This window comes from Kribbella steppae (genome assembly GCF_004342025.1).
Lineage (GTDB): Bacteria > Actinomycetota > Actinomycetes > Propionibacteriales > Kribbellaceae > Kribbella > Kribbella steppae.
In genome coordinates this window covers 1-19,480 of the sequence record NZ_SLWN01000013.1, presented here as the reverse complement: position 1 = coordinate 19,480, position 19,480 = coordinate 1, and the positions used below count along the sequence as shown (strand labels likewise).

17 protein-coding genes and 1 pseudogene are annotated in these 19,480 nt (G+C 66.8%); 8 read left to right on the top strand and 10 right to left on the bottom strand.

What is annotated here, in order from left to right:
- Positions 1 to 165: 165 nt before the first annotated feature.
- From EV652_RS32405 to EV652_RS45880, 3 genes and pseudogenes are all read left to right on the top strand, one after another.
- Positions 166 to 1,410, top strand: coding sequence for a PucR family transcriptional regulator (locus EV652_RS32405; protein WP_132213105.1), 1,245 nt, complete (start codon positions 166 to 168; stop codon positions 1,408 to 1,410).
- 258 nt (positions 1,411 to 1,668) lie between these two features.
- Complete coding sequence (locus tag EV652_RS32400; protein ID WP_132213104.1) at positions 1,669 to 2,349, top strand: hypothetical protein; 681 nt, start codon at positions 1,669 to 1,671, stop codon at positions 2,347 to 2,349.
- A 53-nt stretch (positions 2,350 to 2,402) separates the two neighbouring features.
- Positions 2,403 to 2,798 (top strand): annotated as a pseudogene (locus EV652_RS45880) (transaldolase family protein); the annotation flags it as partial.
- A 15-nt stretch (positions 2,799 to 2,813) separates the two neighbouring features.
- Here EV652_RS45880 and EV652_RS45500 read toward each other — a convergent pair.
- Genes EV652_RS45500 through EV652_RS32365 form a run of 6 tightly spaced genes read right to left on the bottom strand, consistent with a single transcriptional unit; the run spans position 2,814 to position 7,779 of the window.
- Positions 2,814 to 3,824 carry a cyclase family protein gene (locus EV652_RS45500; protein WP_132213103.1) on the bottom strand — a complete coding sequence of 337 codons (1,011 nt, stop codon included), beginning with the start codon at positions 3,822 to 3,824 and terminating at the stop codon, positions 2,814 to 2,816.
- Positions 3,818 to 4,147 carry a hypothetical protein gene (locus tag EV652_RS32385; RefSeq protein WP_132213102.1) on the bottom strand — a complete coding sequence of 110 codons (330 nt, stop codon included), beginning with the start codon at positions 4,145 to 4,147 and terminating at the stop codon, positions 3,818 to 3,820. Before EV652_RS32385 ends, EV652_RS45500 begins: the two co-directional genes overlap by 7 nt.
- The gene (locus tag EV652_RS32380; protein WP_158441330.1) at positions 4,144 to 4,962 is read right to left on the bottom strand and encodes an ABC transporter permease; all 819 of its coding nucleotides are present in this window, start codon (positions 4,960 to 4,962) and stop codon (positions 4,144 to 4,146) included. Before EV652_RS32380 ends, EV652_RS32385 begins: the two co-directional genes overlap by 4 nt.
- A gap of 14 nt (positions 4,963 to 4,976) precedes the next feature.
- A complete protein-coding gene (locus EV652_RS32375; protein ID WP_132213100.1) occupies positions 4,977 to 5,810 on the bottom strand; it encodes an ABC transporter permease in 834 nt (277 codons plus the stop codon).
- Positions 5,807 to 6,670, bottom strand: a complete 864-nt coding sequence (locus EV652_RS32370) for an ABC transporter ATP-binding protein (RefSeq protein WP_132213099.1) — start codon at positions 6,668 to 6,670, stop codon at positions 5,807 to 5,809. Before EV652_RS32370 ends, EV652_RS32375 begins: the two co-directional genes overlap by 4 nt.
- Positions 6,671 to 6,684: 14 nt before the next feature.
- A complete protein-coding gene (locus tag EV652_RS32365) occupies positions 6,685 to 7,779 on the bottom strand; it encodes an ABC transporter substrate-binding protein (protein WP_132213098.1) in 1,095 nt (364 codons plus the stop codon).
- Positions 7,780 to 7,955: 176 nt separating this feature from the next.
- Between EV652_RS32365 and EV652_RS32360 the strand changes: the two genes are divergently transcribed.
- The 4 genes from EV652_RS32360 (at position 7,956) to EV652_RS32345 (ending at position 13,597) form a co-directional block, all read left to right on the top strand.
- Positions 7,956 to 8,834, top strand: a complete 879-nt coding sequence (locus EV652_RS32360; RefSeq protein WP_132213097.1) for a fumarylacetoacetate hydrolase family protein — start codon at positions 7,956 to 7,958, stop codon at positions 8,832 to 8,834.
- Positions 8,835 to 8,969: 135 nt separating this feature from the next.
- Entirely contained in the window at positions 8,970 to 9,863 is an 894-nt protein-coding gene (locus EV652_RS32355) for a beta-keto acid cleavage family enzyme (RefSeq protein WP_132213096.1), read from the top strand.
- A gap of 85 nt (positions 9,864 to 9,948) precedes the next feature.
- Positions 9,949 to 10,737 carry an IclR family transcriptional regulator gene (locus EV652_RS32350; RefSeq protein WP_132213095.1) on the top strand — a complete coding sequence of 263 codons (789 nt, stop codon included), beginning with the start codon at positions 9,949 to 9,951 and terminating at the stop codon, positions 10,735 to 10,737.
- A gap of 34 nt (positions 10,738 to 10,771) precedes the next feature.
- On the top strand, positions 10,772 to 13,597 hold the full coding sequence (locus EV652_RS32345; RefSeq protein WP_132213094.1) for an FAD-binding and (Fe-S)-binding domain-containing protein: 2,826 nt from the start codon (positions 10,772 to 10,774) through the stop codon (positions 13,595 to 13,597).
- Here EV652_RS32345 and EV652_RS32340 read toward each other — a convergent pair.
- Both EV652_RS32340 and EV652_RS32335 read right to left on the bottom strand, forming a co-directional pair.
- The gene (locus tag EV652_RS32340) at positions 13,591 to 14,667 is read right to left on the bottom strand and encodes an SDR family oxidoreductase (protein WP_132213093.1); all 1,077 of its coding nucleotides are present in this window, start codon (positions 14,665 to 14,667) and stop codon (positions 13,591 to 13,593) included. The two genes, EV652_RS32345 and EV652_RS32340, sit on opposite strands and share 7 nt — an antisense overlap.
- 51 nt (positions 14,668 to 14,718) lie before the next feature.
- On the bottom strand, positions 14,719 to 15,615 hold the full coding sequence (locus EV652_RS32335) for a carboxymuconolactone decarboxylase family protein (protein ID WP_132213092.1): 897 nt from the start codon (positions 15,613 to 15,615) through the stop codon (positions 14,719 to 14,721).
- Positions 15,616 to 15,739: 124 nt separating this feature from the next.
- Here EV652_RS32335 and EV652_RS32330 point away from each other — a divergent pair, with 124 nt between their 5' ends.
- A complete protein-coding gene (locus EV652_RS32330; RefSeq protein ID WP_206752104.1) occupies positions 15,740 to 17,164 on the top strand; it encodes an amidohydrolase family protein in 1,425 nt (474 codons plus the stop codon).
- Positions 17,165 to 17,203: 39 nt separating this feature from the next.
- On the opposite strand, the gene EV652_RS32325 is transcribed toward EV652_RS32330, so the two are convergent.
- Positions 17,204 to 18,235: a nuclear transport factor 2-like protein gene (locus EV652_RS32325; RefSeq protein WP_132213090.1), complete on the bottom strand. Its 1,032-nt coding sequence runs from the start codon at positions 18,233 to 18,235 to the stop codon at positions 17,204 to 17,206.
- A complete protein-coding gene (locus EV652_RS32320) occupies positions 18,232 to 19,245 on the bottom strand; it encodes a 2-hydroxyacid dehydrogenase (protein ID WP_132213089.1) in 1,014 nt (337 codons plus the stop codon). Before EV652_RS32320 ends, EV652_RS32325 begins: the two co-directional genes overlap by 4 nt.
- Positions 19,246 to 19,480 lie beyond the last annotated feature (235 nt).

Below are 19,480 nucleotides of genomic sequence, written 5' to 3'. Positions count from 1 at the left end.
CTTCAGCTCTGGGTGCCCTGCGGCTTCGACTGTGCCGTTCCAGCGGTGCGACAGGTAGTGCGGTGATCGGCGAACCTGTGACCAGGCTTATGGCCGACGTCCGGCAACGATGCTCTACTGAAGCGTGGCCCAACGCCTGCATCGATGGGGCGTGAGAGGAGTGGCATGAGCGAGTCGAGAGGCCTGCGCTGGCCGGGCTCGGGCGCCGCGAACAGCGCGGATGAAGCATGGCTGACGGCGATCGCGCAAGCGGCTGCCGGAGATTCTTCCCAAGCGCCGCTGGAGCTGCTGGTCGAGTACCTCACCCTCCTCGCGGACGCCGCCATCTCCGGGAGGCGGCCCCATGAACACGAATTGGCGATCGTCCGTGAGCTCGGCCGTCGCGCCGCCGAACAGGGCATCCCTGCCGGACGGGTCGTCGACCTCTACCTGTCCGCGGCCTGGCGGATGTGGCGGGACCTGCCCGACGTCGTTCCGTACCGCGACCGCGACACCGTCCGCGCTTCGGCACAGGCGGTACTTCGCGCTGTCGGTGAAGCGACCGCCGTCCTCGTCGACAGCTACCAGGCCGCCACCCAGCATCTGATCCGGCAGGAGGAATCGCTGCGCCGCGAACTGGTCGACGACCTGCTACGCGGCGACCCCGATGTCGCCGGAATCGTCGAACGCGCCGAACCCTTTGGGCTCGACCTCGGCCGGCCGCACCAGATTGTCCTGGCCCGCCCCGCCGGCGGTCTCCCGGAGGGCGACACGAGCGTCAACATGCTGGAAGCCTTCATTCTCGACCGATTCGGGGACCGAGAAGTGCTCGTCGCCACCAAAGAAGGACTCCTCGTGGTGTTGATCCCGGCGACCGCCCCCAGCACGGCCCCGCGGACCGTTACCCAGGGCGTGGGGACGCTGATCCACGACGCGTTGATCCGGCATCGCTCGGGCCGCGAATGGCGCGTCACGACAGGCCGGCCCTACCCGGGTTCGTACGGCATCGCCCGCTCCTACGAAGAGGCGCGAGAAGCGCTGACGCTGGCCGACCGTTTGCGGCTCGACGCCGCGGTCGTCGACGCAGAGGACATGCTGGTGTACCGGGTCCTGGTCCGCGACCAGGCCGCCATCGTCGATCTCATCCAGGCCGTGCTCACCCCGTTGACCGAGGCTCGCGGGGGCGCCGAGCCGCTCCTGCAGACCCTCGAGGCGTATTTCGCGACCGGCGAGGTCGCGACGGACGCGGCGCGGCGCCTGAACGTCTCGGTCCGCACCGTCACCTATCGGCTGACCAAGGTCAAGGAACTCACGGGCCACGACCCGGGTGATCCTGGTCAGCGGTTCATTCTGCACATCGCCGTTCTGGGCGCACGGCTTCTCGATTGGCCCTCGCGTGACCTCCCTCGCGGTGCGGACGCCCACTCCTAGACGTCCCAGCGCCGTGTTCCGCTGATGACGCCCGTCGTTGCCGGGCCTCGGCGATCAGGACGGCCCCAGTTCGCCGATCGGCGCCGTACCTGTCGCAGCCCGGCAGCGGCATAGTCGTAGCAGCACGAAGAGGGAGGTTGTCGTGGATCAATCAGCCTTCTCCGGACCCGACGCCACGGTGCAGGAGGACACGCCATGAGGGCCTATCGGGTTGTTTGGGTGCTCTTCTGTGGTGTGCTGGGCGCCCTTGGTGCAGTCATGGCCTTCACCTGGTCACTCTCGAGCGTCATTTTGATGGTCATCCTCGGCGCCCTCACGGGCGGAGTCGTTGCCATGGTGGCTTTGACGGACCCCACCGGCCCCACTCGACATCCGCGGGATCGACGACGGATCGTGGCCACCAGCACCGCCCTCACCGCGGGTGGCACGGTCTCCTTCGTCGGCCTGGGCACTTTGCTGGGTGCTCCGACAGCGGTGCTTCTGCTGGCAATCATCGTCGGCGGATCCCCGTACGCGATTCGTTACAGCGTTCGCTGGCTCACCGAACACGGCCACGTGGCCAGCCCGGCACCTCGGCCTGATCGTGCCGAGCGCTCGCCAAGGCCGGCGACCGCGGTCGTTGTGGGAACCGAGCTGGACCAGCCGTCCAAGCCTCCCGTCGCGCCGGATGCTCTGAGCGACGAAGCCCTTTGCCGAGCATGGCGTGCTAGCTTCTCGGCTCTGCAACGGGCAGGTTCGCCGACGCAACAGTTGCGGATCGTCGACGAGCGCCGGGCGTATCTCGACGAGATCGAGCGCCGCACCGCCCACGGCATGGCCGCGTGGCTGGCATCGGGAGCCAGAGCAGCTGGAGACCCCAGCAGGTTCGTCCTGGGAGACGGCGCGGCAGGTCGTGCCCGCATCGACTGGGACGACCTGCTCCTCGACACGGACAAGTAGACAATCACAACTCGACAGCGTTTCCTGGCGGATGCCAGGAAACCGAGTACGGGATGACCAAACTGCAACACCTCTACGCCGACCATGGCCAGAGCCCGTGGCTGGACAACCTCACCCGCGCCCCGCTGCGCGACGGCACCCTGGCGCGAATGGTCGACAACGGGATTCGAGGTGTCACCGCGAACCCGACGATCTTCGCCAAGAGCATCACCGGTTCGCACGACTACGACGAACAGTTCGCAGAGCTGATCAAGGCCGGCAGATCGGTCGAGGAAGTGTACTGGGAACTCGTCATCGACGACGCCGATCGGGCCCTCGCCGTACTGCGGCCCCTGTTCGACGCGAGTAACTCCGCTGATGGATTCGTCTCTGTGGAGGTGTCTCCCGAGCTCGCCCACGACGCACCAGCGACGGTCGTCGCGGCGCGATGGCTACGCAAGCGCATCAACCAACCCAACTGGCTATCACTTGATAGCCAGGGCGTTGGGTGGGGAGCCGACGCCGCCGAGGATGTTGAGTGGTTTTGCGGTGAGGAGGAACTCGTAGACGCCATCGGCCGCGCAGTCGTCGGCCAGTTCGTGCAGTCTCCAGAGCTCGCCGAGGTGGATGCCGAGCAGGGCGATGAGGTCCGGATGCATCATCCGGCCGACGTTGCCGTGGAACGGTGAGTCGGGGACGCTCGGCATGACCTCGATGGCGACGGTGTCGCTCGCCACCATCGAGAGGTGGTGGTCCCAGATCCAAGCGAGGGTGTCGCGTGACTGTTCCAGGCCACAGAATTGGCGCGTGGATGAAAGCGCCGTTCGCTCGTCCGCTGTGAGATCTTCGATCGCGTGTCGGGCCCAGCCGGTGTGGATCAGCAGGATGTCGCCCGGCCGCAGCTCGACGTCCTGCGCTGCTGCGACGTCGTCGAGCGTCTTGGTGCTGATGGCCTCGGCGCGCCGCAGATTGAGGGGCCGGCCGGTGGCGGTGAGGTGGCGTGCGACGTCCAGGAGCACACCTCGGCCCACGACGCCTTTCGCGGCCGCGTGCTGGATTCCAAGTGCCGGTGAGCCGACTGCGACCTCCTCATCGCTGACGCCGCCGTAGAACCCGTGGACGGGATGCCGATGGTGGCGGAGGCCGTCGATCTGGGAGCTCACCTGGAGGTAGTAGCTGTCGAGCCGGTCGTCGCGGACGCAGCCGTCGTGGCGGGAGAACATGGTGTGCTGCGCCGGCCGCCGGTTGGGGGAGACGGGTGGCGTGAACGCGTTCGCCTCGTAGTCCAGGTTGAAGGCCGCGCCATGGCGTACCAAGCCCGCTGCAACGCGGGCCTGGTCCTGACCGAGCAGGTTCAACGAACCCAGGTGGTCGTCCGGACCGAACACGCCCCACGACGAGCCTGGTGGCCGCCCGTCCTGTCGCTCGAGCAGTTGGGCGTACGTCGGAAGCGACGTGGCGTCCACGGAGGACGGCCTCTCGCTGGACGTCAGCATCCGTCCTCCGTGTCGACTCGATCGACCCAATAGAGCTGGGAGAGCAGCGTCACGTTCTGCGCCGGCACGTCGAGGAGTACGACGCTTTGCAGGTCGCCGCGGCTGCCGCCGTACCGCCCGTACCGCTGGAGATCCTCGAGCTGTGTCGGTCCTGGTACGTAGGACAGCTTCACGACGACGTTCTGCGGACTCGTGGTGCCGACGAGACAGTCGGCCAGCTTGTCGGCCGCCGTCGCGCGGCCGTAGAGGTGTGGACCGCCGAACAGGAGGGCCAGGAGCAGGATCCCGAAGATGATGCGGGACAGAGCCATTCGCCTGGTCATCGTCCGCCCCTTCCGCTCGCGTCGGTGATGGTGCCCCACTTGACCACGGTGTGCTTGGCGATCAGGGACACCGTGACGCGTTCAAGGAAGACCCCCAGTACGGCGACGGTGATGCAGCCCGCGAGGATCTGGTCGGACCGCTGGTTGAGAGCGGCCCGGTTGATCCACTGTCCCAAGCCTTGTGGTGCGCCGAGCAGTTCGGCGGCGATCAGGGCGCGCCAGGCGAAGCTCAGGCCGACGCGTACGCCGGTCAGGATGTCGGGCAGTGCGCCGGGGAGGATCACGGTCCGTAGGACCTCCCACCATCCGCCGCCCATGGTCCGTACGGACTGCACCAGCGATGGCTGCACTCTGGAGACACCCAGCGCGGCGTTGGCGAACACGACGAAGAACACGCCGTTCCAGATGACGAACGTGGACATCGCGAGGCCGGTGCCGAACCAGGCCAGGGCCAGCGGGATCCAGGCGATGCCGGCGATTCCCGACATCGCGTTGACCAGCGGTTCGAGGGACACCCGCACGGCGCCGCTCAGCCCGGCCAGCACGCCCAGGACGATCCCGGTCGAGATCCCCGCTGCGCCGCCGAGTAGTAGCCGGGTCGCGCTGACAAGGATGTCGGAGAAGAGGCCACCACCAGAGGCCGCTTCCCACCAAGCACTCGTCACGGCTGCGGGCGAGGGCAAGGTGAAGGCCGGAACTCCCAGGACAGTTGTGGCCAGGATCCACAGGCCCAGCATGATCAGCAAAGACGCCGCGGTCCGCGCCCAAGCCGACCGTCTGACGGCCGATGAGACGTTCACGAAAGTCGCACTCATGGTTGCCATACCCCCTAAAGCGATGACCATCGGCCGGCGACGATCTGTTCCCAGGGGAAGAGGAACAGCCGGTCGATGACCAGGAAGAGGATGCTGATGACGATCATCACGGCGATGATCTCGTCGATCTGGTTGGTCGAGCGTGCGCGGGAGAGCATCTCGCCCAGGCCACCGCTGCCGATGATGAGTTCGCCGGCGACGACGGAGCGCCATCCGTAGCTGAACGCGAGCCTGATGCCGACGACGATGCCGGGTGTCGCGCCGGGCAGGTAGACGGCGCGGATCGTGTGCAGGGTGCCCGCGCCCAGAGGCTTCAGGCCGTTGACGTAGACCTGCGGGATCTTCTGTACGCCGGTCATGGCGGAGAACAGCAGTGGGATCGCCGCGGTGTAGACGAGGGTCGCGTACACCGCTCTGTCGGTGAAGCCGAACCAGACGATGAACAAGGGGATCAGGGCGATGGCGGGGACATTGCTGATGAACCGAACCATCGGCTGGATCAACCCGGCGGCCGTGCTGTTCAGTGCGAGCAGGATTGCCAGCGGCAACACGACCGCGATCGTGAGGCCGGTACCGATGAGCAAGGTCGTGAAGCTTCCCTGCGCCGCGGCGGGAAGGATTCCCCGGGTGGTCAGTTCGGCGGCGGCCTCGGCCACCTGCGCGGGGCCGGGAAGGATAGTGTCGTCGCCGATCCTCTCGGCGGCCAGTTGCCATAGCGGGAGCAGGACGGCGAACGGGATCGCCTGCAGGAGCCAGATGCGCGGTCGGCCGGACAACCGGAACCGGTGCACCGCAGCTTGGTGCCCACCTCCACCTCGCGTGGTCAGAGGTGCGGTCGTCGCTGTCATCGCTCTGCCTGCGTCCCGGCAGCCCGGCCGCGCACCAGTTCGAAGACGTGGGAGACGATCTCCTGGAGACGGGTGTCGGTGGCCATCGCCTCCCAGGTCCGCTGACCGGGCGGGTGGTTCACCGGGACGATCTCCAGTACGCGCCCGGGCCGTGCGGTCATCGCGACGACGTAGTCGCCGAGGAAGACGGCCTCGTCCACGCTGTGCGTGATGAAGACGACCGTGCGCTGTGTCGTCTTGGCGAGCCTGATCAGCTCTTCCTGGAGGGTGAGGCGGGTGATGGCGTCGACGGCCGCGAACGGTTCGTCCATCAGGATCACCGGTGGTTCGGGCGCCCAGGTCCGTGCGACTGCGACGCGCTGCCGCATGCCGCCGGACAGTTCACGCGGGTACTTGCTCTCGAAGCCTTCGAGCCCGATCAGCTTGACCAGCTCGGCGACCCGTCGGTTGCGCTCGGCCTTGGGGACGCCGGCGATCTGGAGTCCGTGGGCGATGTTGTCAGTCACTGTCCGCCAGGGGAGTACGGCAAGTTCCTGGAAGACCATTCCCCGCTCCCGGGACGGACCGTCGATCGGTTTCCCGTCATAGAGCACTTGGCCCCGGCTCGGCTTGATGAGTCCCGCGAACATGCTGGCCAGGGTGGACTTGCCGCAGCCGCTGGGTCCGACGATCGTTACGAAGTCGCCTTCGCGGATGGTCAGGTTGACATCGTCCAGCGCGGTGACCGTGGAGCCACGCACTTCGTAGTGGTGACTCAGGCCGATCGCCTCGAGGAGCGGCTTGTGCTCAGAATCGGACGCCGGCACCATGTCGGTCCTTTCCTGTCTGGTCGGCTCCACCAGCTGCGGCTGTCGAGTCATCGCCGTACCCCCGCTCATTTGCACTCGGACACGTTGGCGGGCAGCGGCGCCAGGCCCTCGGCGAGGCCTTCGTCGTCCGCGAGCAGACCCTTGATGAAGTCGGTGGCGACGATCTTGTCGTACGGCAGCGGCTTGGCGAGTTTCATGCTGTGGTCCGCGATCAACCTCGCCTGTTCGCCCATGACGGCCTTCTCCGTGCAGGGCGAAATGCGTGGGTCGAACTCGGTGCGCATCTGTTTGAGCCCCGAGGTGACGTCTTCGACGTTGACCCCCGAGATGTAACGCTGCGCGAGAGCCGCTGCCTCTTCAGGGTGCTCCCGGGTGAACTTGACACCCTCCCAGACTCCGAGGACGTACTGCTTGACCACGTCCGGATGCTCGGCCAGGTACTTGTCGGTGACCATGACACCGACGACGCTCGAGCCGTACGGTCCACCTCGCTGCAGGACGATCGTCGCGTCGCCCATCTTGCGGATGGTCTCGCTGACACCTGGCTCCATCGGGACGACCACGTCGACGTTGCCCTGCGAGAGAGCAGTCGGCATGTCCTGATAGGCCATGTTCACGGGCTTGATGTCGCTCATCGACATCCCGTGCGCCTGCAGGTAGGCCCGCAGGTAGTTCTCGTTCGTGTTTCCCTCGGTGACGGCCACGGACTTGCCGATCAGCGAGCGCGGATCGCCGGCGCGGACGCCGGAGTCCTTCCCCGCGATGATCGCGACCCGCTCGGTGCCGGCGACCACCAACGGGTTGTTGTGGTACGGACCGACCAGCACGAAGTCGTTGCCCGCGGCACGCGACAGCGGAACGCTCGACGTGGCGTTGCCGGCACCGATGTCGGCTGCGCCTGTGACGAGGGCAGTGGCGATGGCGGACCCGGTGTCGAGCACCTGGACGGTGACGTCCAGCCCTCGCTCGCGCCAGTAGCCGTTCTCGGCAGCCACCATCATCGGCACGTTGTTCGAGGCACTCGCGAAGAGGCCCTTCACCTTCACCTGCTTGACCGCACTGCTTTGAGCTGTAGGGGCGACCGGCTGGCTGCAGGCGCTCGCTGCGACCGCGACCGCAACAAGAGTGCCGGCAACACACGCCCAGCGAGATCGGACCATGTCGTCGTTCCTTCCAAGACCGATGGGGAGAAGTCCCCGACTCTTGCCCCGGTGTCCCGATTGCCGGGACGCTGTCCCACAACGTATGGTTCGGGTCACACGGCTGTCAAGAGGTCGTTACGTGGCTGTCAAAGGGGTCCGTCCCGGACCGTGACGAAGGTGGAAGAGGTGGCGACATGGGGTTATCGCTGGTGCGGTTCGTCGACAGCGGGCAACCGGAAGTCGGGGTGCTCGACCGAGGTCAGGTGCTGCGGACTGGTCTCGGCGACGAGTCCTGGGGCGAGTGCCTGGAACGCTGGGCACGGGGCGACGCGGACTTGCCCGCCCTGGGTCGGCCGATTCCGGCCCAGCGCGTGTCGCTGCTGCCGCCGATCACCGACAGTGCGCGGGTGTTCTGTGTAGCGCAGAACTACCCGGCCCATGCGGCCGAGGCGGGAGGTGCCAGCCCACCGCGGCCGGTGATCTTCCTGAAACCGCCGTCGGCGTTCGTCGGGCACGCGTCGACGGTCGACCTGCCGGCGACTTCGAGCTTCTTCGACTACGAAGGAGAGCTCGCTGTCGTCGTGGGAAGACGTGGCAGGTCCATTGCGCCGGAGGCTGCGAGTGCGTACATCGCGGGTTACACGATCGGGAACGACGGATCCGCGCGGGATCTCCAGCCGTCGGTCCTGGCCAACCGCTTCCAGGTGGACTGGTTCGCCGCCAAGGCGTTCGATCGCGGCTCGGCGCTCGGGCCGGGCGTTGTACGGCGATCGGATGTCCCTGAGCCCGGGCAGCTCCGGATCCGCACCGCGCACAACGGCGAGTTCGTCCAGGACGACGTGGCCGCGTCGATGTACCACCCGATCGAGGAACTGATCGCCTTCGTCTCCCGTGTCGTGGCCTTGCGGCCCGGCGACGTGATTCTCACCGGTACGCCGGCAGGGGTCGGCAAGGCGCGAGGTGTGGCGCTTGCCGATGGCGACTCGGTGGCCGTGGTCATCGACGGTCTCGGTGAGCTCAGTACGTCGTACTCGGCGGCCGCTGCATCGGAAGCGACTCTCGCAGCGTGGTGAGTCAGGGGATTGACGAGTCAACGATGGCCAAGCTAACGTCATGGGACATCGTCCCGCTGAGCGGGACATTGGTTACTCGGGACAGCGCCACCTCGGTCGGGCGACGAGGAACGATTCAGAGGACAGAAGGAACCCATGGACAAGCTGATCATCACCGCCGCGTGTGACTCCCGGGTCTCGTATCCGGCGAACCACTACTGCCTGCCGTCGACCCGCGAGAACGCGGTGGCCATCGCCGACGAGTACGTGCGTTGTCTCGACGCGGGAGCGTCCATCGCTCATCTGCATGGCATCAGGGCACTCGAGGCCGAGATCCAGGAGGACGGTAAGAAGCTGAGCCGTCTCGACGTCGACGGATGGCAGGAGATGACCGCCTCCATCCGCGACCGGTCGGACGGCATCATCCAGTACGGCATCGCCGGTGCCCGGCTCGAGGATCGCGTCCCACTGATGAAGCTCGGGCCGGACATGATGTCGGTGGCGTTCAACTCCCACGACGAGTACTTCCAGCCGGATCCCTCGTACCCGCCCAATGCCATCTACTCGCTGCACCCCCTGGAAGAGTTGCGCGAGTACACGACGGTGACCGCCGAGCACGGCGTGAAGATGGAAGTGGAGTCCTTCCACTCGGGGGCGTTGTGGAACCTTCGACGCCTCCAGGACGAAGGCCTGCTGCCGGGGCCGGTGTGGACGACGCTCTTCATCGACTGGGATGGCGGGTCGTGGACACCACCGGAGGAGCGGGCGCTGCAGTTCATGGTCGACTCCCTGCCGGCTGGCGTGAACTGGAATGTCAGCGTGATGAGTCCGGAGCGGCACTGGAACCTTCTTGCCATGGCCATCGGTATGGGTGGGCACATCCGGGTCGGCTACGAGGACAACCCCTACCTGAGCCCGGGGGAGCTGGCGGACAGCAACGCGCGCCTGGTCGACAAGGCCGTGCAATTGGCCACGTTGCTGGGCCGGGAGATCGCGACGCCCGCCGAGGCGCGCGAGATCATCGGACTGCACACCCGTGTGCCAGCATGAGATGACACCGTGATCACCGGTGCGCCGGCTGGCGGCAGATACAGTGCGCGCTCTGGGGACAGCACTAGACGAGCAAGGACAGCCAATGACGACGGACCAGAACGGCGAGGAGAAGGGCGGCCAGTCCGTCCCCATCTCCCAGCGTGTCACCGACACCTTGTACGCACTGACGCAGAGCTCTGGGGTGCTCAGTGTCCGCACGATCGCCGAAGCCACCGGAAACAGCCGCAGCTCGACTCACCGGATCCTGCAAGCGCTGGCGGACAGTCAGTACGCCGAACAGCGCGAGGACGGCGGTTATACGGTCGGACGGCGTCTGGTCGAGCTGGCGGCGCGGGTCTTCGGTGTGGTTCCAGGGCTCAAGATCGTGGACGACATCATGACCGCGCTCGTCGCCCAGGTCGGGGAGACCAGCTACCTGGCGACGTACAACGAAGGCGAGACCTTCGCGACGTTCGTCCACCGGGTCGAGAGCAACCATTCGGTCAGGCACGTGCAGGCCCTCGGCACGAGACTTCCCTTGCACGCCGGTGCCGTCGGCAAGGCGATCCTGTCCGCAGCTGACATCGACCTCGACAGCCTGGACCTGACGAAGTTCACCCCGCAGACCCCAACCACTGTCGCCGCTCTCAAGAAGGACGTCGAATCGGCGAGGCAACTCGGATACGCCACGTCGTTCGAGGAGCGCGTCGTCGGCGTTGACGGCGTCGCCGCTCCGCTCTTTTCCGGTGACACCGTCGTCGGCGGTCTCACCGTTGCCATACCCACCTCACGCGCTCCCGAGGGCGGTTTCGAAGCCATCGGGGACATCGTGCGCGAACGAGCGCACGAGCTGTCGTCGGCCCTCACCGCTATGGGGGTCAAGCACATCTAGTCGCGGGTGCGCGTGAATCGAGAAAGGTTGACGTGTGCCTTCGATCGCAGCACGGTTGCGTGCGGCCGGGCTCCGGGACGTGCGAGACGACAACACCGCGCGGGCGGCCTACTCGTCCGACGCCTCGTTGTACCGCGTCGTTCCTGAGGCTGTCGCCTGTCCCTCCTCAGCGGCCGAGGTCGCGCTGGCGCTCGGCGCGGCCCGTGAGCTCGGGGTGCCGGTGACCGCCCGCGGCGCCGGCACCTCAGTGGCCGGCAATGCCATCGGGCCGGGCCTCGTCCTCGACCTCAGCCGTCACCTGGGTCGCATCCTCGAGCTCGATCCGGCCGCCGGTCTCGCGCGCGTGCAGCCCGGGGTGGTGCTGGCGGATCTTCAGCGCGCCGCAGCCGTTCATGGTCTGAGATTCGGGCCGGATCCCTCGACGCACAGTCGATGCACGATCGGTGGGATGGTCGGGAACGACGCGTGCGGGTCACGAGCGCTCGGCTACGGCCGGACCGCCGACAACGTGGCAGCCCTGCGACTCGTCACCGGAGCTGGTGATGACCTGTTCACCAGTCGCGGCGACGGCTCTCACCATACGGATGGCTTTGCCGATGGTATCGCCGGTCTGCGGTCGGTCGTGAGCGACGGCCTGGCCACCCTTCGCACCGAATTCGGCCGGTTCGGACGGCAGGTCTCGGGCTACGCGCTGCACAACCTGCTGCCGGAGAACGGATTCGACCTGACTCGTGCCCTGGTCGGGTCGGAGGGGACGCTCGGCGTACTCACCGAGATCACCGTGCGCCTCGTCGCAGAGCCGGCGGAGCGGGTGTTGGTCGCTCTCGGCTTCGACGACATCGTCGCAGCGGCGGAAGCGACACCGACAGTTCTGAAGTACAGCCCCACAGCGTGCGAGGGCATCGATGCCCGCATCGTCGAGGTGGTACGGCGCAGGCGGGGTGCCGCCGCCGTACCGGAGCTTCCGCGCGGAGCGGCCTGGCTTCTCGTGGAGTTGCCCGGTGATTCCAAGGTCGAGGTGCTCGACCGCGCGCGCGACCTGGCGATGTGTGTCGACGCCCTCGAAGCGCGGGTGATCGACAACGTTCGAGAGTCAGCGGCGCTGTGGCGGATCCGGGAGGACGGCGCGGGACTGGCCGGCCGGGCGCCATCGGGTGCACCCGCCTGGTCCGGTTGGGAGGACGCCGCGGTGCCGCCCGCGGCTCTGGGGGAGTACCTCCGGGAGTTCGAGGAGCTCGTGAGCAGGAGCGGGTTGACCCACATGCCGTTCGGTCACTTCGGCGACGGCTGCGTGCATACCCGGCTGGACTTTGCACTCAGGGCCGAACACGGCGCAGACCGTATGCGTGAGTTCCTTGTCGAGGCTGCCGGACTTGTCGTCCGGCATGGCGGTTCGCTGTCAGGCGAGCACGGCGACGGGCGGGCACGAAGCGAGCTGCTGCCGATCATGTACTCGAGCGACGCGCTGCGAATCATGGCCGCGGTCAAGCACGTGTTCGATCCGGACGGCGTACTGAATCCTGGCGTTCTCGTCGAGCCGGCTCCGCTCGAGAGCGCGCTCAGAATCACCTCTTCACTGCCGTTGCTGCAGCAAGTCGGTTTCGCCTACGCCGAGGACGGTGGTGACTTCTCGGAGGCGGTGCACCGCTGCACCGGGGTAGGGAAGTGCCGGGTCACCGCGGGTTCGGCCGGCACGGTGATGTGCCCTTCGTATGTCGCCACCCGAGAAGAGAAGGACTCGACCCGCGGTCGCGCGCGCGTCCTGCAGGAGATGGTGAACGGCGAGCTGGTCGACGGTTGGCGCAGTCCGGCGGTCCATGACGCGTTGGATTTGTGCCTGTCCTGCAAGGGATGCGCCACGGACTGTCCCACTGGCGTCGACATGGCGACCTGGAAGTCGGAGGTCCTGCACCAGACCTACCGCCGACGCCTGCGGCCCCTCACCCACTACTCGCTTGGTCGACTGCCCCAATGGGCTCGGATGGCGAGTCGCGCGCCCGCGGTGGCGAACCGTCTCAGCCGTGTGCCCGCGCTCCGGCGACTTCTCTTCGCGGTCGCGGGAATCGACCCACATCGGAGCGCGCCGAGCTTTCCGGCCGAGACGTTCCGCAGCTGGTTCCAGAACCGCGCCGGTGCGAACGGGGGAGAGGCCGCCGAGGTGTTGTTGTACGTCGACAGCTTCACCGACCTGTTCACGCCGGAGGTCGGCAAGGCGATGGTGACCGTTCTGGAGGCGGCGGGATATCGCGTCGGTCTGACCCCGCGCGAAGCGTGTTGTGGCCTCACCTGGATCTCGACCGGACAACTCGACCACGCCAAGCGGAGCCTGGAGCGCACGATCGACTCGCTCAGCCGGACCTCCGGCGCGCTGCCGATCGTGGGCATCGAACCGTCGTGCACCGCCGCGCTTCGGCACGACGCGGTCCGTCTCGTTCCAGGGGATGCCACTCGCCAGGTCGTCGGGCGGATCGTCACGCTCGCCGAACTCTTGGCTGAGCACCCGACATGGACACCGCCGGACCTGTCCGACCTGCGAGTGGTGGCACAGCCACATTGCCATCACCACGCGGTGATGGGCTGGGACGCCGACGCCGCATTGCTGGCGCGAGCCGGCGCCCACGTCGATCGGGTGGGAGGGTGCTGCGGGCTCGCCGGCAACTTCGGCATGGAGCGAGGCCACTACGACGTATCAGTGGCAGTTGCGGAGCAACAACTCCTGCCCGCCATCGCGCGATCGGAGCAGGACGCCGTCGTACTTGCTGACGGGTTCTCCTGCCGCACCCAGGTAAATGACCTCGCACACCGGCCCGCCCTGCATCTGGCACAGCTCATCGCGCAGCGCCTGGCCCGTCCTCAGTAGGACGGGATGACCCTCTCCGCTTGGAGGCGGCGCAGCCAATGAAGGACCGCGTCCTCGGTGTCCATGCAGCCCGGGAACCCTGCCTGACGCAGCTTGACCGGGCTCATCAGGCGATCGAAGGGGCGCTCCTTGCCGAAGCCGAACGTCAGGTCCGCGGTCTGCCACGAGGACCCGACCACGTCGTGCATGCTCCGCGGTTGCAGGTCGTGCTTGGCCACGATGTCGTCCCACACGGCGGACTGCCGTGGCATCTCCTCGGCCAGCCGCATCGGGGTGTGTTCGCCGGCGGGCATGTCGAAGTGGGCCGCGACCGAGGGCCACAGGTCGCGCCACACGATGGCGTCGCCGTTGACCACGTTGTAGGTCTCGCCCGACGCTGCATCCGTGGTCGCGCAGAACTCGACCGCCTGCGCGATGAGGCGGCTGTCACTGCACGCCGTGACGTAGATCCCGCCGCCGGGGAAGTCGAGCGGCCGTCCGAGCTCACGCAGTACGGCGGCATAGACGCCGATCGCCGAGATGATGTTCATCGGACTCGATGTCGCACGGCCCAGGATCAGCTGTGGGCGCAGGATGTTGAACGACCACCGCCCTGCGGCGGCGCGCTCGCGGAGCAGGTCCTCCTGCTGCCAGTAGAAGATCCGGTGCGGCATCCGGGGCCAGCGTTCCTTGGCCGGCACCGGCACGCGGCCGAGATGGGATCCGTACGCCTTCCCGCCCTGGAGGATGGTGACGTGCTCCAGGGCCCCGCCCCGTTCAACTCCGTCGAGCAGGTGGCGGAGCATGGCCAGGTTGGTCTGCTGCTGTTGATCGCTGCGCCAGCCGGCCTCCAGATCGTCTTCTTCCTGCAGTGCCGCGTACAGCACATGGGTGATCGGCGGTCCTGGGCGAAACGCCGCCGCGCAGGCGTCCTGGTCGGTGAGATCGACCTGGAGATGCGATCCCGTCCAGCCCACCGGTGGCCTTCGCGACAGTGTCACAACCTCCCAGCCGGGTCGCTCGGCGAAATGTTCGGTTGCCGCTGCGCCGACCAGTCCGGTCGCGCCCACGACCAGGATGCGTCCCTGCATGTTCCTGTCTCCTCCTCGACGTCCGGTACTGCGTCCCCCGCGCGGGAGGGGTCAGAAGAAGTTCGTGCCCTCGTCCTCGACGATCGCGACGAGGTCGCGGATGCGCTCCGGTACGACGTTCGGGTGGCCGACCACCAGCACCGACTGGAAGAGGACTTCGAGCACCTCGCGTGGTGAAGCTCCCTGGCGAATCGCTGTGCGCATGTGGTGTCGGGTCTGGACGATCTCGCCGATCGCGAGCGTGTTCCCGACCATGCACAGCAGACGCGTCCGGTGATCCAGGACGAGCCGGCCGTACATGTCGTCGTACCCGAGGTCGTAGAAGGCCTTGGTGAATCCCTCGTCAAGGCTGTCGAGGAACTGCGCGTTGTCGAGCGTGTGCCTCGGACGGAGAACGAGCGCGCTGCTGATGCCTTGCCATCCATACTTCTTCACGAGCGCGTCGGCTCGTGGGTCGGCGGCGTCCTCGGGGTGCCACCGGGTGCGCTCCTCGTCGAGATCACGCTCGCCGGCGCGCTGCCCGACCTGGAGGCCGCGACTGCACACCTCGTCGAGCAGGTCAGCCTTTTCGAGCTCGTCGGCGAAGATCGACAACGCCTCGTCGATCAGCGGCTCTCCTCCGTAAATCGCGCACTGGAAGATGACCTCGAGAACCTCCTTGAGGTCGAGGGATTCAGCGATCGCGGCTTGGACCGTCTCCCTGAGGCGCTCGTGCCGGCGCGACATCGTGAACTGCCCGGTCATCACCAGCAACCGGGTTCGGGCATCGAGGCTGGGTCGGCCGAGAAGCCGGGCAGCGTAGCGGAGCCAGGCGTATGCGAAGGCCGGGTCGAGGCGAGCGCGCTGCTCGAGTCGGGCCCGGATCCCGGGCTGGTAGCGAGCGACGACGTCCAGGTCGGCCGAGTACTCGGCGGCGATCTCGTCTGTCACCTGTGATGGTTGCGTCATCGGGCAGTTCCTCTCGGATGGATCTCTTGACGCCTTCGAATGGCGTGCAACACACTGGGACAGTGTCCCATGTATCGGGACAGAACTCTACATCAAGTCCGTTCAGTCGAGAGCAGGAGTGATGATGACGAACCAGGTGACGACAATCCGCGGAGGCTTGGTGATCTCGGCCGGAGCAGGATCGGCGACGGTGGATCACCTGGATACTCGCTTCAGTGCCGACGGCTGGATCACCGAGGTCGGGCCGAGTCTCCCGCCCGTGGCGGGTGAGAATGTCATCGATGCGAGCTCGATGATCGTGATGCCGGGGCTGGTCGACTCGCACCGGCATCCGTGGCAGGCGCTCATGCGGTGCATCAGTACCGACCAAACCGTGGTCGAGTACCGATCGCTTGCCCGGGGGCGTCTCGCGGCACGTTACCGACCCGAGGACGTCTATGCGGCGATCCTTCTCTCTGATCTCGAGGCGATCAACGGCGGGGTGACTGCCGTCTCGGATCTCGCGCACATCATGAACTCACCCGAGCACGCCGATGCGGCGATCCAGGCTCATGCGGACAGCGGACTGCGGGTCCTGTTCTGCCATGGCGAGCCGAACGATCTGGAAGTGGATGCCTGGTACCACAACAGCAGCCGCAAGCACCCGGATGACGTTCGTCGGCTGCGGAACGGTGTTCTGCATGACGACGACGCCCGGGTCACGTTGGGCATGAAGGTGCGACCGCCCTTCCTGGTCACGCCGGAGGTCCTGCGGTACGACTTCGAACTCGCCCGGGAGCTCGACCTGCACGTCGCGATGGACGGCGGGCTCGGCGGCGGCTGCTGGACCGGTGCCCGCTGGGGCGACGACGGCCTTGTCCCGATCGAGGACATTCAGACGATCGGGCAACTCGGCCCACATCTGACGCTGGTTCACTGCAACAACCTGACCGACTCGGACTTCGCCCTCATCGCCGAGACCGGGACGCATGTGTCCATCTCTCCCGACCACGAGATGCTCTGCGGCCACGGGCTTCCGGCAACGATCAGGATGCGGCATCACAACCTCGAGGCGGCGCTGTCGACAGACAGCCTGGTAGCGGTCAGCGGCGACATGTTCGCGGCTATGCGCAGCCTGCTCACCGCGACGCGAGGAGGCATATCCGATGCCGCCTACCGTTCGGGCGAGGCCGTCTGGTCCTGGGACATTACGTCGGCGGATGTCTTCCGGTCGGCGACATTGTCGAGTGCCGCGGCCTGTGGGCTCGGCGACAAGATCGGTTCGCTCGAGCCGGGGAAGCGGGCCGACATCGTCCTGCTGAAGTCCGACCCGCTCAACCTGACGCTGCTCAACAATCCGATCGCCAACGTCGTGACGTCGGCCCACCCGGGCAACGTGGACACCGTCATCATCAATGGCGAGGTGATGAAGTCCGGAGGCGCGCTCAAGTTCCCGGATGTGGACGCGGTCGTCGACGCCGCCGAACGCAGCCGGGCTCATGTCCTTGCGGAGACCGATCTCGCCACCATCAAGAAGCCCCACGTCGACAACTGGGCGATGTTCGCCTGAGCGACCTGGTTCTCGCCGCACCCTGAGTCGCGGTTCAGGTCATTGTTCGATTGCATTCCGCGCAAGTGCGGTGAGCAACGCGTCGTCGGCAAGGGCGCCGTTCCACACGGCGGTGAATCGCTCGATCTTGCCCCAGGCATCGAGTTCGAGGGCGGTGATGCCGCGAGGCACCGGGCTGTCGGCCGCGGTCCACTCGTAGCCGCCACCGACGTTGTTGCCGAGCACGTGGCGCACTCTGGTGCCGGGGCCGATGTAGGGCACGACGGATGCGGCCTTGGTGAAGTAGCGCTGGATGCTCGACTGACTGGTGATCTGGAGGTGTGCCGCCGCGTCTTCGAGTACGGCGTCCGAGGAGAACAGCTTCATGGCTGCCGCAATATCGTTCCTGCGCAGGGCATCGGCGAGGCCCGCGACGACGCGGCGCATCAGGGGAGAAGCGGTTTCTCCGACGGTCGACTCCCGGAAGTTCGACGGCCACTGGGCGGGAGTGTCCTGCTCCTTCTGCCATGCGGCTACGCCGAACTGCCTGGCGTCCCAGTAGTCGACCCAGCGCTCGATCTTTCCCTGGCGGTTGAAGTTGACCGCGCCGGCGTTGCGGACCTGGCCTGGGCCGAACATGCCTGGGGTGTCGGTGAAGAGCAGGATCGCGCTCGTCGTGTCACCCAGAATCCGGGTGGGATAGGACTTGCTGTCCTTCGGCCAGGTGGGATACCACTGGGCCAGCGCGTCGTGCAGCGCCTGCCGGCTGTACCAGTGCCACCCCAGGATCGCGTCGATGTAGGTGAAGAGCCGGCCCGAGAAGTACGACGTCTGCCAGTCGAGATTCTTGTCGCTCTTCGCTTGGAAGTAGCCGCGGATGTGTGCGGCGAGGGCGCTGGTGGCGTGGGACGTGTCGGGGATGACATCGACTCCTCTGACGTACTGATTGCCACCGGCCTCGCGAGTCTCGGCCCAGGCGCTGGGCGCGTTGAGAAGGGACGCGGAGGCCGCGATCGCCGAACCTCCGATCCCTGCGGCTCGCAGCAACTGGCGCCGGCTGAGGCCGCTGCCGGCCGTGGTGCCGTGGTTCATCGTGGATCTCCGTTCAATGGTTGGGGTGTGATGTAGTCGTCCGGCCGGACGATCCCGGCCGGGGACTGGCCTTCGAGGTAGCGGCGCACGTTCTGCGCTGCGTGCCGTGCCGCGGATGCGTGCGATCCCGCCACGATCGCGGAGTTGTGCGGTGAGCCGAGGACGTTGGGCAGGTCGAAGAACGGGTAGTCGGTCCGGAAGTCCTCACCCAGCGGTGGCTCGTGCCACCACGTGTCGATACCGGCGCAGAAGTCCGGGTTCGCCCGCAGGTGTTCGTACAGTGCGGGTTGGTCGATGATGCCCGCCCGGGCCACGTTGACCACGATGGCTGTCGGTCTCATCAACGCCAGTTCGCGGTCACCGATGATGCCGCGCGTCGTTCGGGTCAGCGGCAGGGACAGCACGAGTACGTCGGCGACGGCCAGCACCTTGTCGAGATCGGCGAGAGTGCCGACGTACTCGACCTGCTCTGTCGTGCTCCCTGAGGTGTTCACCGCGTGAATACGCGCGCCGAACGCGCGCATCAACTGTGCGGTGCGGTGGCCGATCCCGCCGAAGCCGAGAATGGCGCACACGGCGCCGTCCAGGGTGAGCGATGGCGCCTGCTGATCGAACTCGCCGTTGCCCAGGGCGGCGTGGCGCTGAGGAAGCCGCTTGGCCAAGCTGAGAGTCATCGCCATGACGTGCTCGGCCATCGGCCCCGCATACGCCCCGGCATTGCCGGTGATGACGATTCCTGGCGGGATCGCGGTGAAGTCGACGCTGTCCACGCCCACCGACACGAACTGGATGAGCCGCAGTCGGGCGGCATGTGCGAATTGGTCCGGTGACACTTCGCGGTTCAGCCGCCAACCGATCAGCGCTTCGGCCCGGCGAAGAGTCTCCATTCGCTCCGTCGGCCGTTGGTCCTGCAGGAAGACGACGTACGAGGTATCTCCCAATGCGTCGAGGATGGCGACGCGGCTCTCATCGCTGACGGCGTAGCTGATCGCAACCACGGGGTCTCGCATCGCGGTCCCTCCGTTTCGTGACCGTGCACCACTGGTGGCTCTGAATGGACGGCAAACTAACTATGAAGTGATAACTATCAAGGCATAGTCAGTATGCGCACATAACTATCCGCCGACAACCATCCAGGCTGAGATGTGACGAAGACCGCTTCGGCGAGGGCGTCTCGTGGGTTTGAGCGTCGGGTGGATCCGGCATTCTGGAGTCGGATGCTCGCGGCTGGTGTGCGAGGAGGAT

Bases quoted from the DNA above. Each gene is read 5' to 3' on its own strand.
- EV652_RS32405 (WP_132213105.1), top strand. From the start codon at position 166: ATGAGCGAGTCGAGAGGCCTGCGCTGGCCGGGCTCGGGCGCCGCGAAC.
- EV652_RS32380 (WP_158441330.1), bottom strand. From the start codon at position 4,962: ATGAGTGCGACTTTCGTGAACGTCTCATCGGCCGTCAGACGGTCGGCT.
- EV652_RS32355 (WP_132213096.1), top strand. From the start codon at position 8,970: ATGGACAAGCTGATCATCACCGCCGCGTGTGACTCCCGGGTCTCGTAT.
- EV652_RS32320 (WP_132213089.1), bottom strand. From the start codon at position 19,245: ATGCGAGACCCCGTGGTTGCGATCAGCTACGCCGTCAGCGATGAGAGC.
- EV652_RS32385 (WP_132213102.1), bottom strand. From the start codon at position 4,147: ATGACCAGGCGAATGGCTCTGTCCCGCATCATCTTCGGGATCCTGCTC.
- EV652_RS32360 (WP_132213097.1), top strand. From the start codon at position 7,956: ATGGGGTTATCGCTGGTGCGGTTCGTCGACAGCGGGCAACCGGAAGTC.
- EV652_RS32335 (WP_132213092.1), bottom strand. From the start codon at position 15,615: ATGACGCAACCATCACAGGTGACAGACGAGATCGCCGCCGAGTACTCG.
- EV652_RS32370 (WP_132213099.1), bottom strand. From the start codon at position 6,670: ATGACTCGACAGCCGCAGCTGGTGGAGCCGACCAGACAGGAAAGGACC.
- EV652_RS32365 (WP_132213098.1), bottom strand. From the start codon at position 7,779: ATGGTCCGATCTCGCTGGGCGTGTGTTGCCGGCACTCTTGTTGCGGTC.
- EV652_RS32340 (WP_132213093.1), bottom strand. From the start codon at position 14,667: ATGCAGGGACGCATCCTGGTCGTGGGCGCGACCGGACTGGTCGGCGCA.
- EV652_RS32350 (WP_132213095.1), top strand. From the start codon at position 9,949: ATGACGACGGACCAGAACGGCGAGGAGAAGGGCGGCCAGTCCGTCCCC.
- EV652_RS32375 (WP_132213100.1), bottom strand. From the start codon at position 5,810: ATGACAGCGACGACCGCACCTCTGACCACGCGAGGTGGAGGTGGGCAC.
- EV652_RS32330 (WP_206752104.1), top strand. From the start codon at position 15,740: ATGACGAACCAGGTGACGACAATCCGCGGAGGCTTGGTGATCTCGGCC.
- EV652_RS32325 (WP_132213090.1), bottom strand. From the start codon at position 18,235: ATGAACCACGGCACCACGGCCGGCAGCGGCCTCAGCCGGCGCCAGTTG.
- EV652_RS32400 (WP_132213104.1), top strand. From the start codon at position 1,669: ATGGCCTTCACCTGGTCACTCTCGAGCGTCATTTTGATGGTCATCCTC.
- EV652_RS45500 (WP_132213103.1), bottom strand. From the start codon at position 3,824: ATGCTGACGTCCAGCGAGAGGCCGTCCTCCGTGGACGCCACGTCGCTT.